The following is a 14,448-nucleotide window of genomic DNA, read 5'->3' as shown; positions in this document are numbered from 1 at the left end:
GTTAAAAACGCCCCTGCACGCGTCTTACCTCGCCTGTAGCACCTTCTTATAGTCGAGCGCCTCAGCTACTTAGGAGGTGTACGCGATGCAGGGACCCTATGCATTTATCAACGATCAACAGCAGCCTTATCCGGCACTCAAGCAAAGCCTTTCTCTCAATCCTCATACGCAAACCAAATTCGACACCCTTAACCAGCATATCCGCAACACCGTGGTGTTGCCTGGGCAGTTGGTGATCATCCCTGACCCACGCACAGCATCTTGCACCACTGAAGAGGCCTGGCTGATGCGTTCAGCGCAGAGCGTCAAACATGACCTGATGGCGCACTCTGCTGCCGATCAATTCCTGATCAAAAACTATGATCAGTTGCAGGCCATCATGTCCAACGCCTCTATCGGAATTGGTAGCGCCAGCAGCGCTTGGAGCAAGCACTTGGCGCAAATCGAGACAACCCTCAAGGAAATCGATGATTTGCATAAGAAGTACTTGAGCAGGGGCACCACAACTGCGAGAGATGAATTTTTGGTCAAACGTCGTGCGCTGTTTGCAAAGCTCGACGGGCAGATATCCGGGGTGGCTCGGTTTGGAACAGGTTTGAAAAACGAGGGGGCGATTAAAAAAATGCTGGGGATTTCCAGTAAACGTTACTGGCAGCATGGGGAGATTCGTGGGTATGAAGAAACCGTTAAACGTGTGGCCAAGGCTTCACAGATGTTGAAGCAGGGGACCTACATTGGTATCGCGCTGGATGTCGGGGCAACAGCGCTGGAAATCACAGAGGCATGCTCGACAGGACGTGAGCAAGAATGTACCCAGGCAAAATATGTCGAAGGAGGGAAATTAGTGCTTGGCGTAAGCGGCGCATCAGCAGGTGGGATAATTGGGGCCCATGTCGGTACTGGCGTCTGTATGCTCGTTTTTGGCATACCGACAGCGGGCGCCGGAGCATTGGCCTGCGCAATCGTCGGCGGCGCCGCAGGTGGGCTCGCAGTCGGAAAGCTAGGAAGCGCAATGGGAGAAGGCGCGGGTAAACTCCTCTATAAGACTGTGAGGGATTAAATGGCCTTGGAATATATCGGCATGTGCGCGGGCGCCATCATGTTACTAAGCTTTCCGCTCATCGCTTATGTCATGTTTAAAAAACTTGATGCCGCAGAACGCTATCTGCAATTCAGCACTTACATAGTCGGGAACAGGCATACTTTTCGCAATACCCCGTTTGATGGGAGGCCGCAACGCGTATTAGCCATGGCGACTGTCATTCTTATCCCGAGAATATTTCAATGGCGGCGCTTGGCACTTGTCGAAGACGTTGAAAAAATCCCACGAACGCTCAAATATTGGATGGTTATACCATCACTCCTCCTTTTAACTTCCGTTACAACCATGATGATCAGTTCGTATTTTTTGTACTTCTACTAACCACCTAATACAAGGGCGCACAGAGGCACCCTCATACTGACCCTCAACCTTACGCCGCACTGAACAACTTATGCGGATCAATCACAAACTTCTTCGGCACGCCCGCATCGAACTCGCCATACCCACGGGGCGCATCATCCAGGCTGATGACTTGCACGCCGACGATTTCAGCAATGTTGATCCGGTCCCACATAATCGCCTGCATCAACTGGCGGTTGTACTTCATCACCGGTGTCTGCCCGGTGTGGAAGCTGTGGGATTTGGCCCAACCCAAACCGAAACGAATGCTCAGGCTGCCCATTTTTGCGGCGGCATCCACCGCGCCGGGGTCTTCGGTCACGTACAGGCCAGGAATACCGATCTTGCCTGCCACCCGCACCACGCCCATCAACGAGTTGAGCACGGTGGCCGGAGCCTCCGCCTTGGCGCCTTCATGGCCATGACCACGAGCTTCGAAGCCTACGGCATCGACGGCGCAGTCCACTTCCGGCTCGCCCAGCAGTGCGGCGATCTGTTCGTGCAGCGGGGTGTCCTTGGACAGGTCGGCGATTTCAAAACCCTGGGCCTTGGCATGGGCCAGGCGGATCGGGTTGACGTCGCCAATGATCACAACTGCCGCGCCCAGCAGGCGAGCCGACGCGGCTGCCGCCAGGCCGACAGGGCCGGCGCCGGCGATGTACACGGTGCTGCCTGGGCCAACGCCAGCCGTGACCGCGCCATGGTAACCGGTGGGCAGGATGTCGGAGAGGCAGGTCAGGTCACGGATTTTTTCCATGGCCTTGTCGCGGTCCGGCAGCTTGAGCAGGTTGAAGTCGGCATACGGCACCAGCACGTATTCGGCCTGGCCGCCGGTCCAGTCGCCCATGTCCACATAGCCGTAGGCACCACCGGCACGGGCCGGGTTGACGGTCAGGCATACGCCGGTGTGTTGCTCTTTGCACGAGCGGCAGCGGCCGCAGGCCACGTTGAAGGGTACTGACACCAAGTCGCCGAGCTTCAGGTTCTCAACGTCACTGCCCTTCTCGATCACTTCGCCAGTGATTTCATGCCCGAGCACCAGGCCGGTCTGGGCAGTGGTACGGCCGCGCACCATGTGTTGGTCGGAGCCGCAGATGTTGGTGGAAACCACGCGCAGGATGACGCCGTGCTCAATCTTCCTGCCACGGGGGTCCTGCATTTTGGGATAGTCGATTTTCTGTACTTCGACCTTACCGTTGCCGAGATACACGACACCACGATTACCAGACATGCTTTCACCTCGCTGTTGTTTTTATGGAACTGCATTGCCCATTGGGTGGGCAGCGCGTTAAGTGCTCGGGTACAGATGCTGTTTTTGCGTTGTTTGCAAGGGCCTCATCGGGAGCAAGTCGAATCGTCGCACCGCCCCTCCCACATTTTGATTTGTGAATACCTTCAAATGTGGGAGGGGGCTTGCTCCCGATGGCGTCAGTCAGAGCACCACTGTTCTATTGGCGTTCAGAAAAACCCGCCGCTCGATGTGATACCCCACCGCCCGGGCCAACGTCAGCCCCTCAATATCCCGCCCCTTGGCAATCAAATCTTCCGGATAGTGGCTGTGATCCACCACTTCCACGCCCTGGGCGATAATCGGGCCTTCGTCCAAATCGTTGTTGATGTAATGCGCCGTGGCGCCCACCAGTTTCACGCCCTTGTTGTACGCCTGGTGATACGGCTTGGCGCCCTTGAACCCCGGCAGCAACGAGTGATGGATATTGATGGCCTTGCCGTCCAGCTTGCGGCACAGCTCGGGCGACAACACCTGCATGTAGCGCGCAAGGATCACCAGTTCGGCGCCGGTGTCTTCCACCACCTGCCATACCTGACGCTCCTGGGACGGCTTGTCGTTGGGGTCCAGCGGGAAATGGTAGTAGGGAATCTGGTGCCAGTCGGCCAAAGGCTTGAGGTCGGGATGGTTAGAGACCACCGCGACCACCTCCATCGACAATTGGCCGATGCGCTGGCGATACAACAGGTCATTCAGGCAGTGATCGGCCTTGGAGACCATGATCACCACTTTTGGCCGGTAGTTCGGCGCCGTCAGCTCGAAGATCATCCCGAAGGCTTCACCACGCGTCGCCAGGCCAGCACGAAAAGCCTGCTCGTCGAAACCGTCGGGCTGGCGGAACTCCACGCGAATGAAAAACCGGCCCGAAAGGCGGTCATCGAACGAGTGGTGTTCAGTGACATAGCAACCTTGCTCGAACAGGTAGCGGGTGACCGCGTCCACCGTGCCGAGCACGCTGGGGCAATCGGCGGTCAAAATCCATGTATCAGGTGCGCGGCTCATGGGTCACTCCTCAGGCTTGGACACTCAGGCCGAATTCGGCCGAGGCATCCTGCAACCACAACCACCAGTAATCCGAGAAGCTGCGACGGATCACCAGCTCCCAGGTATCTTCAGCCGTGTGGCGAATCACCAGCTGCGATTTGGCGAACACCGTGCCCACCGCCTTGCCCACTGGGAAGTTATTGGGGTGCACGTCATAGCTGGTGGACTTCATCAGCACGTCACGCACGTTCGGGCCGCTGAGCTCAAGGAGCTGCTGGCCGCCGCTGACGTTGACGATCTGGATATGCAGATCACCCAGCGCGGCACGCAGGTTTTGCTCGGCGGCGAACTCTTCACCGCTTGGAACAATAAGCAGCCATTCATCCGGGCCGAGCCATTGCAGGCTGGTTTCGCCTTTGACGATGACTTGCAAGGCGCCGGGCAATTCGATATCCAGCGCTTTGTGCACGCCGGCAGCGAAAGCCGCATCATGACCATCACCACGGATGGTCAGGTGGCCGAGGAGTTTCTTTTCACACACGGTCACGCCGGCGTTCTTGCGGCCCTTGCCGACCAGGCTGGCGAGGTCGGCATGGTGCAGCGACGACTCGGCCTTGGCGCCGGTGGTGGGGCGTTGTTGGTAAACATTGGCTGCTGGCATAAAGCACCTTTCCTGAATTCTGTTGTGAGGCTGATGGCCTCATCGGGAGCAAGTCGAATCGTCGCACCGCCCCTCCCACATTTTGATTTGTGAATACCTTCAAATGTGGGAGGGGGCTTGCTCCCGATGGCCGCGCCGCGGTCTATCAGATGTTCTGCCGATCACCTTTCGGGTCATAGACGGTGGTGGGGCGTTGTTGGTAAACATTGGCTGCTGGCATAAAGCACCTTTCCTGAATTCTGTTGTGAGGCTGATGGCCTCATCGGGAGCAAGTCGAATCGTCGCACCGCCCCTCCCACATTTTGATTTGTGAATACCTTCAAATGTGGGAGGGGGCTTGCTCCCGATGGCCGCGCCGCGGTCTATCAGATGTTCTGCCGATCACCTTTCGGGTCATAGAACACCGAAGACACAATCTCTGCTTCGATCACGCTGCCATCCGCCTGCGGTGAAAACACCCGCTCGCCAATACGCTTCAAGCCGCCCTTCACCACCGCCATCGCGAACGAATAGCCGAGGGAGTTGTGCGCATAGCTTGACGTGACATGACCGACCATCTTCATCGGAATCGCCTGCTTCGGATCGAACACCAACTGCGCGCCTTCCGGCAGCCACACGGCTGGATCGATCGGCTTCAAACCCACCAGTTGCTTGCGCTCTTCACGCACGCAGTCTTCGCGATTCATGCCACGCCAGCCGATCCACGAGAACGGTTTGGTCCGGCCTACACACCAGCCCATGTTCAGGTCGTCCGGGGTCATCGAGCCATCGGTGTCTTGCCCAACGATGATGAAGCCTTTCTCGGCGCGCAGTACGTGCATGGTCTCGGTGCCGTACGGGGTCAGGTTGTATTTCTTGCCAGCCTCGACGATCTGTTCCAGCACGCCCATGGCGTAGTCGGCCTGCACGTTGACTTCGTACGACAGCTCACCGGTAAACGAGATACGGAACACCCGCGCCGGTACGCCGCCGACCAGGCCTTCTTTCCAGGTCATGAACGGGAAGCCGTCCTTGTCCAGGTCGATATCAGTCACTTCTGCCAGCAGCTTGCGGCTGTTGGGGCCGGACAGAGTCATGGTCGCCCAGTGGTCGGTGACCGAGGTGAAGTACACCTTGAGGTCTGGCCATTCTGTCTGTTGGTAGATTTCCAGCCACTGCAACACGCGGGCGGCGCCGCCAGTGGTGGTAGTCATCAGGAAATGGTTGTCGGCGAGACAGGCGGTGACACCGTCATCGAAGACCATGCCGTCTTCCTTGCACATCAGGCCGTAGCGCGCCTTGCCCACGTCGAGCTTGGTCCAGGCGTTGCTGTAGATGCGGTTGAGGAATTCACGGGCGTCAGGGCCCTGGATGTCGATCTTGCCCAGGGTCGACGCATCAAGCAGGCCGACGCTGTCGCGCACCGCCAGGCACTCACGCTTCACCGCCGCGTGCAGGTCTTCACCGTTGCGCGGGAAATACCACGGGCGTTTCCACTGCCCAACGTCTTCAAACTCGGCACCGTTTTTCACATGCCAGGCTTGCAGCGCGGTGTAGCGCACTGGCTCGAAGATATGCCCACAGTGGCGGCCCGCGACGGCGCCGAAGGTCACCGGCGTGTAGTTGGGGCGGAACATGGTGGTGCCCATCTGCGGGATGGTTACGTTCAACGAACGGGCGGCAATCGCCAGGCCGTTGACGTTGCCGAGCTTGCCCTGGTCGGTACCGAACCCCAGCGCGGTGTAGCGTTTGACGTGCTCCACCGACTCGAAACCTTCGCGGGTGGCGAGTTCGATGGCGGCGGCGGTGACGTCGTTTTGCAGGTCGACAAATTGCTTCGGCGCCCGTGCAGTGGCTTTTTCATGCGGTACTTGGAACAGCGCCAGGGTCGGTTCCTCCAGACGGCTCAAGGCCTTGGGCAGGGTACCTTCCACCGGGGCAAACCCGGCTTCGCTGGCCGCGCGCACGCCGCCTTCAAAACCATCGGCGAGGGAATCACCAAGGCCGTAGACGCCGTTGATACCACCGACGCACACGCGTTTCTGTGGTGCTTCGCCGGGTACAAAACCGAGAATATCCTCGCGCCAGGTCGGCTTGCCGCCCAGGTGCGAAGCCAAGTGGACCACCGGGCTGTAGCCACCGGAGCTGGCGACCAGGTCGCAGTCCAGCCATTCACCGGGGCTGGTGACTTTGTGTGCCTTGACGTCAATGGCCGCTACGCGAGCGCCGCTCACATGCTTACTGCCACGGGCTTCGATCACGGCACTGCCGGTGAGGATACGAATGCCCTTGGCCCGGGCTTCTTCAACCAAAGCGCCGCGTGGGTTGTGGCGCGCATCGGCCACCGCCACTACGGTAAGGCCAGCATCGAACCAGTCCAGCGCCACGCGGTAGGCGTGATCGTTGTTGGTCGACAGCACCAGCTTTTTACCCGGCGCCACGCCGTAGCGGCGTACGTAAGTCGACACAGCACCGGCGAGCATATTGCCCGGCACGTCATTGTTGCCATACACCAGCGGACGCTCGCACGCACCGGTCGCCAGTACGACGCGCTTGGCGCGTACCCGGTGAATACGCTGGCGCACCACGCCAATCGGCGCACGGTCACCGAGGTGATCGGTGAGGCGTTCGTGAATGGTCAGGAAGTTATGGTCGTGGTAACCGTTGACAGTGGCGCGGGGCAGCAGCACCACGTCCGGCAGGGCCTTGAGTTCAGCGATCACGCTGGCAACCCACTCGGTGGCCGGCTTGCCGTCGAGGCTTTCGCGGGAGTCGAGCAAGGAGCCGCCGAACTCTTCCTGCTCATCGGCGATGATCACCCGCGCACCGCTGCGGGCCGCGGCCAAAGCTGCGGCGAGGCCGGCGGGACCGGCGCCCACCACCAGCACATCGCAGTGACGGTTGAAGTTGTCGTAGGTGTCCGGGTCGTTCTCGGTCGGCGAGCGCCCCAGACCTGCGGCCTTGCGGATGTACTTCTCGTAGGTCATCCAGAACGACTGCGGATACATGAAGGTTTTGTAGTAGAAACCCGGCGGCATCAGTTTGCCGCCGACCTTGCCGAGAATGCCCATCATGTCGTTGTTGACGCTCGGCCAGCCGTTCGTGCTGGTGGCGACCAGGCCCTGATACAGCGCCTGTTGCGTAGCGCGCACGTTCGGGATTTGCGTAGCTTCAGTGGCACCGATCTGCAACACCGCGTTGGGCTCTTCGGCGCCAGCGGCGAAGATCCCGCGAGGCCGCGAGTACTTGAAGCTGCGGCCAATGATGTCGACGCCATTGGCCAGCAACGCAGCAGCCAGGGTGTCACCTTCAAAGCCTTTGTAGCTCTGGCTGTTGAACGTAAACGTCAGGACTTTATTGCGGTCGATGCGGCCACCGTTGGACAGGCGATTGATCTGGCTCATACCTTCTCTCCAGAAGCCTTGGCGGTGAATTGCGGCTTCTCGCCGATCTTGTAGGTTTCAAGAATTTCGTAGGTCAGGGTGTCGCGGGTGGCGTTGAAATATTGGCGGCAACCGGCGGCATGGATCCACAGTTCGTGGTGCAGGCCACGGGGGTTGTCGCGGAAGAACATGTAGTCGCCCCACTCTTCATCGGTGCAGGCATTCGGGTCCAGCGGGCGCGGGATGTGCGCTTGGCCGGACGCGTGGAATTCCTCTTCGGAGCGCAGCTCAAAGCAGTGAGGGCAGAAGATATGCAACATAGGGAATTTCTCCTCTTTATACGCCGAGAGCTAGTGGGCGACGGCCGCAGCGCCGTGTTCGTCGATCAGCGCACCGTTGTGAAAACGGTCGATGGAGAAAGGCGCGGCCAATGGGTGCATTTCACCCTTGGCCAGGCTGGCGGCAAACACGTTGCCTGAGCCCGGGGTGGCCTTGAAGCCACCGGTGCCCCAACCGCAGTTGAAGAACATGTTCGGTACCGGCGTCTTGGAAATGATCGGGCAGGCGTCCGGCGTGGTGTCGACGATGCCGCCCCACTGGCGGTTCATGCGCACGCGGGACAGCACCGGGAACATCTCGACGATGGCCTGGATGGTGTGTTCGATCACCGGGTAGGAGCCGCGCTGGCCGTAGCCGTTGTAACCGTCGATACCGGCACCGATCACCAGGTCGCCCTTGTCGGACTGGCTGATATAGCCGTGCACGGCGTTGGACATGATCACGCTGTCGATAATCGGCTTGATCGGCTCCGACACCAACGCTTGCAACGGGTGGGATTCGATCGGCAGGCGGAAACCCGCGAGCGAGGCCATGTGCCCGGAGTTACCGGCGGTGACCACACCGACGCGCTTGGCGCCGATAAAGCCCTTGTTGGTTTCCACACCGATGCACACGCCGTTTTCCTTACGGAAACCGATGACTTCGGTCTGCTGGATCAAGTCCACACCCAAGGCATCAGCGGCACGGGCGAAGCCCCAGGCCACGGCATCGTGACGTGCCACGCCGCCGCGCCGTTGCACGGTGGCGCCGAGCACGGGGTAGCGGGTGTTTTTCGAGCAGTCCAGGTACGGAATCTCGTCGGCCACCTGCTTGGCATTCAGCAGTTCACCGTCCACGCCGTTGAGGCGGTTGGCGCTGACGCGACGCTCGGAATCACGGATGTCCTGCAGGGTGTGGCACAGGTTGTAGACGCCGCGCTGGGAGAACATCACGTTGTAGTTCAAGTCCTGGGACAAACCTTCCCAGAGTTTCATCGCGTGTTCGTACAAATGCGCCGACTCGTCCCACAGGTAGTTGGAGCGCACGATGGTGGTGTTGCGTGCGGTGTTACCGCCGCCCAGCCAGCCTTTCTCGACCACTGCCACGTTGGTGATGCCGTGCTCCTTGGCCAGGTAGTAAGCGGTCGCCAGACCATGCCCGCCGCCGCCGACGATGACCACGTCGTAGACCTTTTTAGGGGTCGGCGTGCGCCACATCTTCTGCCAGTTTTCGTGATGGCTGAGTGAGTGCTTGAAGAGGCCGAAGCCCGAGTAGCGTTGCATAGTCATTACTCCAAAACCGCGCTCAGCGATAAACCGGGAAATCAGCGCACAGGGCAGACACGTGCTTGGCCACGTTGGCCTCGACATCGGCGTCGCCAAGGTTGTCGAGGATGTCGCAGATCCAGCCCGCCAGTTCGATGCATTGCGGCACTTTAAAACCACGGGTGGTCACCGCTGGAGTGCCGATGCGCAGGCCCGAAGTCACGAACGGCGATTGCGGGTCGTTCGGTACAGCATTCTTGTTGACGGTGATGTGAGCGCGACCGAGGGCGGCGTCCGCCTCTTTGCCGGTCAGGCCCTGGCGGATCAGACTAACGAGGAACAGGTGGTTGTCAGTGCCGCCAGACACCACGTCATACCCGCGCTTGATGAACACGCTGGCCATGGCCTGGGCGTTGTCGATCACTTGTTGCTGGTAGGCCTTGAAGCCTGGCTCCTGGGCTTCCTTGAAGCACACCGCCTTGCCGGCGATGACGTGCATCAGCGGGCCACCCTGGGCGCCGGGGAATACCGCGGCGTTGAGTTTCTTTTCAATTTCTTCGTTGGCTCGGGCCAAAATCAGGCCGCCACGCGGACCGCGCAGGGTCTTGTGGGTAGTGGTGGTGACCACATCGGCGTACGGCAGCGGGTTCGGATACAGGCCGGCGGCGACCAAGCCGGCGACGTGGGCCATGTCGACGAACAGCAGCGCACCGACCTTGTCGGCAATCTGGCGAAAGCGTGGGAAATCCAGGGTTTTGGAGTAGGCAGAGAAACCGGCTACCACCATCTTCGGCTTGTGCTCCACGGCCAGGCGCTCGACTTCGTCGTAGTCGATCAGGCCAGTGTCGGTGTTGATACCGTATTGCACCGCGTTGTACAGCTTGCCCGAGGACGACACTTTAGCGCCGTGGGTCAGGTGGCCGCCGTGGGCCAGGCTCATGCCGAGGATGGTGTCACCGGCGTTCAGCAGCGCCAGGTACACCGCACTGTTGGCCGATGAGCCCGAGTGCGGCTGCACGTTGGCGTAATCGGCGCCGAACAATTGCTTGGCGCGTTCGATGGCCAGGGCTTCGACCTTGTCCACATGTTCGCAGCCACCGTAGTAGCGCTTGCCTGGGTAGCCTTCGGCGTATTTGTTGGTCAGGCCACTACCCTGGGCTTGCATCACGCGCTTGCTGGTGTAGTTCTCCGACGCGATCAGCTCGATATGGTCTTCCTGACGCTGCTCCTCGGCATTCATCGCCGCCAGCAGCGCGTCGTCATATCCCTGGATCTGGTCTTGTTTGCTGAACATCGCGTCTCTCCCAGCCTTTCGTATTGTTGAGGCCCGTGCAGGGCCCTTTGATGCGATGGTAGGGCTGGTGCAGATATACCAAATGCCTACGGACGCCACGCAAAGGTGCGTTTACGACATCGGATGAACGACGCAGAACAAATGTGGGAGCGGGCTTGCTCGCGAAGGCGGCGGGTCAGTCAATACAGGTGCTGGCCGGCCCACCGCTATCGCGAGCAAGCCCGCTCCCACAGGGGTTAGGCGATGATCTTGCGCACGAGTAGCAACAACAGGAAATGCAGCGGATAAAGGCCATACGCCCAGCGGCGCATGGCCGGCGGCGCCATGTGTCTGGCCTGTCGCAATAAGACCAAGCCCCCCAATGGCGCGATCAGGCACGCGGCCAATCCCAATAGCGCCACCAGCGTGCCGCTATTGAGCAGTATCTGCCATTGGTTGGCCGCCACGCAGACCAGGCCAGGCAACAGGCTGAAATACCAAGGCCGACGAAACACCATGAGCATCGCCAGCGGCAGCAACACCCCAAAAAAACCGAACATCAGCTGCGTGGAAAATACCGCGCCTAATGTTAGGGCGATCAGCGCCAATCCTCGATCAACAAGCGTCTTCTGCTGCCATCCTCTGGCAACCAGCAGGCCCAATGCCAGCGTCGGCAGCACGTTCAATGTATCGGCATCGTCGATAAACATTCGGTACGGCACTTCGCTGATCGCACTGAACAGCAGCAGCCACCCCAGATACCGCCATTGACCGCTCACCTGCGTGCCTCGAACCCGGTGCAGGTTCGCCGCAATCGCCAGGCAAAACCACGGGAAAGCCAGGCGCCCTGGCACGTACAGGCCATCCAGGTTTAACCCGACGTAGCGCAAGTGGTCCAGCACCATGCAGAGCAGCGCCAGCCACTTGAGCAAGTCCAAAGCGCCATCGCGGACGCCTCCTACAGGAGCCGTTACAGTACCGTGCATAATTCCCCAGTGACTTTGCATTTACAGTGCGTGCGCCCCCCTAACAATCTTGGTTAAAGTGCGCACCAACATCGACCATAGGAATGGGCCATGACCGACAAGAGCCAACAATTCGCCAGCGACAACTATTCCGGCATTTGCCCGGAAGCCTGGGCCGCCATGGAACAAGCCAACCAGGGCCATCAACGCGCCTACGGCGATGATGAATGGACCCACCGCGCCGCCGACGGTTTCCGCAATCTGTTCGAGACCGACTGCGAGGTGTTCTTCGCCTTCAATGGTACGGCGGCCAACTCCCTGGCGCTGTCTTCGCTGTGCCAGAGCTACCATAGCGTGATTTGCTCGGAAACCGCCCACGTCGAAACCGACGAATGCGGCGCACCGGAGTTTTTCTCCAACGGTTCCAAGCTGCTCGTCGCTCGCACTGAAAACGGCAAGCTGACCCCGGAATCGATCCGCGAGATCGCCCTCAAACGCCAGGACATCCACTACCCCAAGCCACGCGTCGTGACCCTGACCCAGGCCACCGAAGTCGGCAGCGTGTACACCCCGGAAGAAATCCGCGCCATCAGCGCCACGTGCAAGGAACTGGGCCTGAACCTGCACATGGACGGCGCGCGCTTCTCCAACGCCTGCGCGTTCCTCGGCTGCTCACCCGCCGACCTGACCTGGAAAGCCGGCGTGGACGTGCTGTGCTTTGGCGGCACCAAGAACGGCATGGCGGTGGGTGAAGCCATCCTGTTCTTCAATCACAAGCTGGCCGAAGACTTCGACTACCGCTGCAAACAGGCTGGCCAGTTGGCGTCGAAAATGCGCTTCCTCTCCGCCCCGTGGGTGGGCCTGCTGGAAAACGACGCCTGGCTCAAGCATGCACGCCACGCCAATCACTGCGCGCAGTTGTTGAGCAGCCTGGTAGCAGATATTCCCGGCGTGGAATTGATGTTCCCGGTACAGGCCAACGGCGTGTTCCTGCAACTCTCGGAGCCGGCCATTGCGGCGCTGACGGCCAAGGGCTGGCGCTTCTACACCTTCATCGGCAAAGGCGGTGCGCGCTTCATGTGTGCGTGGGATACCGAGGAAGAGCGCGTAAGAGAATTAGCGGCGGATATTCGGACAGTGATGGGGGCCTGAAACTAACGAATACTGGCGGAGTGCCGAGACTGTTTTTTGATATTTCTGACAGCAGCGCGCTGGGATTCCAGCGACTAGCCTCTGGTTACCCGCAAGGAAAAGGCCGCTGCAGAGGCCACCTTGCGGGGACAACTGCCTGCCGAGCAATCGGCCGGAAACGGAAATCCAGCAGAGAGCTAAACCATGGAATATCAGAGCAACAGCAACACCCTTCAGGGCGATGGCACTATCAGCACCACGGTGATTGATTGGGATGAGTTCAGGAAATACGCCAAAGTCGGGGATACCATCCGCGAACCCTCGAGGACGCTGAGGATCTACGACAAGGTGTATGAATTGACAGCATCAGGCCAGCATTTCGTCGTGCATATCTACGCCCAGTAACCACCAAGTGAATGATCGTTCCCACGCTCTGTATCACTACGTGCACAGCCTGAGCGAGCGGGACGCGGAGCGTCCCAAAAGGCATTCCCACGCAGAGCATGGGAACGATCAACAACCTTAAAATTCGATGCGCACATCGCCCTTGGGCACACTGCAGCACGACAGGATGTAGCCTTCGGCTTCGTCTTCCTCGGTAATCCCGCCGTTGTGCTCCATCTCGACCTCGCCGCCCAGTTTCATCACCTTGCATGTGCCACAGATGCCCATGCCGCAGGCTTTGGGGATCAGCAGGCCAAGCTTGGCGGCCGCCGCGTGCACCGTTTCCCCCGGTGCCACGCGAATGCTCTTGCCTGAAGCGATAAATTCCACCTGGTGCAGGTCCGCCAGGTCGACCTCCGGCGCATCCGCCGCCTGCTCGGCTTGTTCCACCGCATCGGCACGCGCTTCCGGCGGCGTCGCGCCGAAGGACTCTTCGTGATAGCGCGTCATGTCAAAACCGGCGACTTCCAGCAGACGCTTCACCGCGCTCATGTACGGCGTAGGCCCGCAGCAGAACACTTCGCGCTCCAGAAAGTCCGGCACCATCAGTTCCAGCATCTTGTGGTTCAGGTAACCGCGATAACCGGCCCAGGGCTCGCCCAACCCGTGTTTTTCGCAAATCAGGTGCAGGCTAAAGTTGTCGATCCGCGACGCCATGTGCTCCAGCTCGCGGTGGTAGATGATGTCCTTGGGCGAGCGGGCGCTGTGGATAAACGTCATATCGACGTTGGCGTTGGTGTCATAGAACCAGCGCGCCATAGACATCACCGGGGTGATGCCGACGCCACCACTGAGGTACAGCACTTTCGGGCTTGGGAAATCGATGGCATTGAACAACCCGACCGGGCCGTGCACCGCCAGCTCCTGACCCTCATGCAACGTGTCGTGCAGCCAGTTGGAGACTCGCCCGCCCGGTACGCGCTTGATGGTCACCGAAAAGCTGTAGGGCACCGACGGTGAACTGGAGATGGTGTACGAACGCATGATCGGCTGGCCTTCGATTTCCAGCTCCAGGGTGACGAATTGCCCGGGCTTGAAAAAGAACAGGATCGGCTGGTCGGCCATGAAGCAGAAGGTGCGCACGTCCCAGGTTTCCTGGATGACTTTGACGCAACGGACGATGTGTCGACCATTGGCCCAGGTCTGGGTGGTTACCGGATTCAGGAAACTATTGGACATGTTGTTCTCCACCGCCGACGTCGGCCTTATGGTGGCGATTCTGCGTAACGCCGGAACCACCCATTTACCTATCTGCGACATTCACATACTTATCGCGACCAGCCCCCATACCACGGGGGTTGCGCGTCGGGATCAGA

The 14,448-nt window shown here is 59.8% G+C and carries 13 protein-coding genes; 4 read left to right on the top strand and 9 right to left on the bottom strand.

From position 1 onward, the window contains the following. Positions 1–85: 85 nt before the first annotated feature. Both FRT59_RS13405 and FRT59_RS13400 read left to right on the top strand, forming a co-directional pair. Positions 86–1,060 (top strand): hypothetical protein, encoded by a 975-nt coding sequence (locus FRT59_RS13405; RefSeq protein WP_034116133.1) that lies wholly within the window; start codon positions 86–88, stop codon positions 1,058–1,060. Next, positions 1,061–1,423: a hypothetical protein gene (locus FRT59_RS13400; RefSeq protein ID WP_153871415.1), complete on the top strand. Its 363-nt coding sequence runs from the start codon at positions 1,061–1,063 to the stop codon at positions 1,421–1,423. It abuts the gene before it with no gap. A 49-nt stretch (positions 1,424–1,472) separates the two neighbouring features. Here the strand turns inward: FRT59_RS13400 and fdhA are convergent, their stop codons facing one another. From fdhA to FRT59_RS13360, 8 genes are all read right to left on the bottom strand, one after another. Further along, positions 1,473–2,672: a formaldehyde dehydrogenase, glutathione-independent gene (fdhA, locus tag FRT59_RS13395; protein WP_153871414.1), complete on the bottom strand. Its 1,200-nt coding sequence runs from the start codon at positions 2,670–2,672 to the stop codon at positions 1,473–1,475. A gap of 201 nt (positions 2,673–2,873) precedes the next feature. Then, entirely contained in the window at positions 2,874–3,731 is an 858-nt protein-coding gene (gene purU / locus FRT59_RS13390; protein WP_034116136.1) for a formyltetrahydrofolate deformylase, read from the bottom strand. A 10-nt stretch (positions 3,732–3,741) separates the two neighbouring features. Then, a complete protein-coding gene (locus FRT59_RS13385) occupies positions 3,742–4,374 on the bottom strand; it encodes a sarcosine oxidase subunit gamma (RefSeq protein WP_153871413.1) in 633 nt (210 codons plus the stop codon). Positions 4,375–4,739: 365 nt separating this feature from the next. After that, positions 4,740–7,757 carry a sarcosine oxidase subunit alpha gene (locus FRT59_RS13380; protein WP_153871412.1) on the bottom strand — a complete coding sequence of 1,006 codons (3,018 nt, stop codon included), beginning with the start codon at positions 7,755–7,757 and terminating at the stop codon, positions 4,740–4,742. Continuing rightward, positions 7,754–8,056 (bottom strand): sarcosine oxidase subunit delta, encoded by a 303-nt coding sequence (locus FRT59_RS13375; protein ID WP_034116139.1) that lies wholly within the window; start codon positions 8,054–8,056, stop codon positions 7,754–7,756. Before FRT59_RS13375 ends, FRT59_RS13380 begins: the two co-directional genes overlap by 4 nt. 30 nt (positions 8,057–8,086) lie before the next feature. Next, positions 8,087–9,337, bottom strand: coding sequence for a sarcosine oxidase subunit beta (locus FRT59_RS13370; RefSeq protein ID WP_010207084.1), 1,251 nt, complete (start codon positions 9,335–9,337; stop codon positions 8,087–8,089). Between the two features lie 22 nt (positions 9,338–9,359). Next, positions 9,360–10,613, bottom strand: coding sequence for a serine hydroxymethyltransferase (glyA, locus tag FRT59_RS13365; protein WP_034116140.1), 1,254 nt, complete (start codon positions 10,611–10,613; stop codon positions 9,360–9,362). 236 nt (positions 10,614–10,849) lie between these two features. Next, positions 10,850–11,578, bottom strand: coding sequence for a TraX family protein (locus FRT59_RS13360; protein ID WP_153871411.1), 729 nt, complete (start codon positions 11,576–11,578; stop codon positions 10,850–10,852). 90 nt (positions 11,579–11,668) lie between these two features. Here FRT59_RS13360 and FRT59_RS13355 point away from each other — a divergent pair, with 90 nt between their 5' ends. Next, positions 11,669–12,709, top strand: a complete 1,041-nt coding sequence (locus FRT59_RS13355) for a threonine aldolase family protein (protein WP_034116142.1) — start codon at positions 11,669–11,671, stop codon at positions 12,707–12,709. Between the two features lie 183 nt (positions 12,710–12,892). Next, positions 12,893–13,093, top strand: coding sequence for a hypothetical protein (locus tag FRT59_RS13350; RefSeq protein ID WP_153871410.1), 201 nt, complete (start codon positions 12,893–12,895; stop codon positions 13,091–13,093). Positions 13,094–13,210: 117 nt separating this feature from the next. On the opposite strand, the gene gbcB is transcribed toward FRT59_RS13350, so the two are convergent. Further along, complete coding sequence (gene gbcB / locus FRT59_RS13345; RefSeq protein ID WP_034116144.1) at positions 13,211–14,311, bottom strand: glycine-betaine demethylase subunit GbcB; 1,101 nt, start codon at positions 14,309–14,311, stop codon at positions 13,211–13,213. Positions 14,312–14,448 lie beyond the last annotated feature (137 nt).

The sequence above is a fragment of the Pseudomonas haemolytica genome (assembly GCF_009659625.1).
In the GTDB taxonomy this organism is placed as follows: domain Bacteria; phylum Pseudomonadota; class Gammaproteobacteria; order Pseudomonadales; family Pseudomonadaceae; genus Aquipseudomonas; species Aquipseudomonas haemolytica.
The sequence above is the reverse complement of the archived record's forward strand: the minus strand, read 5'-3'. Positions and strand labels throughout refer to the sequence as shown.

What these genes read in the sequence shown, in the direction of transcription:
- FRT59_RS13405 (WP_034116133.1), top strand. Translation starts at nt 86, where the DNA reads ATGCAGGGACCCTATGCATTTATCAACGATCAACAGCAGCCTTATCCG.
- FRT59_RS13400 (WP_153871415.1), top strand. Translation starts at nt 1,061, where the DNA reads ATGGCCTTGGAATATATCGGCATGTGCGCGGGCGCCATCATGTTACTA.
- fdhA (WP_153871414.1), bottom strand. Translation starts at nt 2,672, where the DNA reads ATGTCTGGTAATCGTGGTGTCGTGTATCTCGGCAACGGTAAGGTCGAA.
- purU (WP_034116136.1), bottom strand. Translation starts at nt 3,731, where the DNA reads ATGAGCCGCGCACCTGATACATGGATTTTGACCGCCGATTGCCCCAGC.
- FRT59_RS13385 (WP_153871413.1), bottom strand. Translation starts at nt 4,374, where the DNA reads ATGCCAGCAGCCAATGTTTACCAACAACGCCCCACCACCGGCGCCAAG.
- FRT59_RS13380 (WP_153871412.1), bottom strand. Translation starts at nt 7,757, where the DNA reads ATGAGCCAGATCAATCGCCTGTCCAACGGTGGCCGCATCGACCGCAAT.
- FRT59_RS13375 (WP_034116139.1), bottom strand. Translation starts at nt 8,056, where the DNA reads ATGTTGCATATCTTCTGCCCTCACTGCTTTGAGCTGCGCTCCGAAGAG.
- FRT59_RS13370 (WP_010207084.1), bottom strand. Translation starts at nt 9,337, where the DNA reads ATGCAACGCTACTCGGGCTTCGGCCTCTTCAAGCACTCACTCAGCCAT.
- glyA (WP_034116140.1), bottom strand. Translation starts at nt 10,613, where the DNA reads ATGTTCAGCAAACAAGACCAGATCCAGGGATATGACGACGCGCTGCTG.
- FRT59_RS13360 (WP_153871411.1), bottom strand. Translation starts at nt 11,578, where the DNA reads ATGCACGGTACTGTAACGGCTCCTGTAGGAGGCGTCCGCGATGGCGCT.
- FRT59_RS13355 (WP_034116142.1), top strand. Translation starts at nt 11,669, where the DNA reads ATGACCGACAAGAGCCAACAATTCGCCAGCGACAACTATTCCGGCATT.
- FRT59_RS13350 (WP_153871410.1), top strand. Translation starts at nt 12,893, where the DNA reads ATGGAATATCAGAGCAACAGCAACACCCTTCAGGGCGATGGCACTATC.
- gbcB (WP_034116144.1), bottom strand. Translation starts at nt 14,311, where the DNA reads ATGTCCAATAGTTTCCTGAATCCGGTAACCACCCAGACCTGGGCCAAT.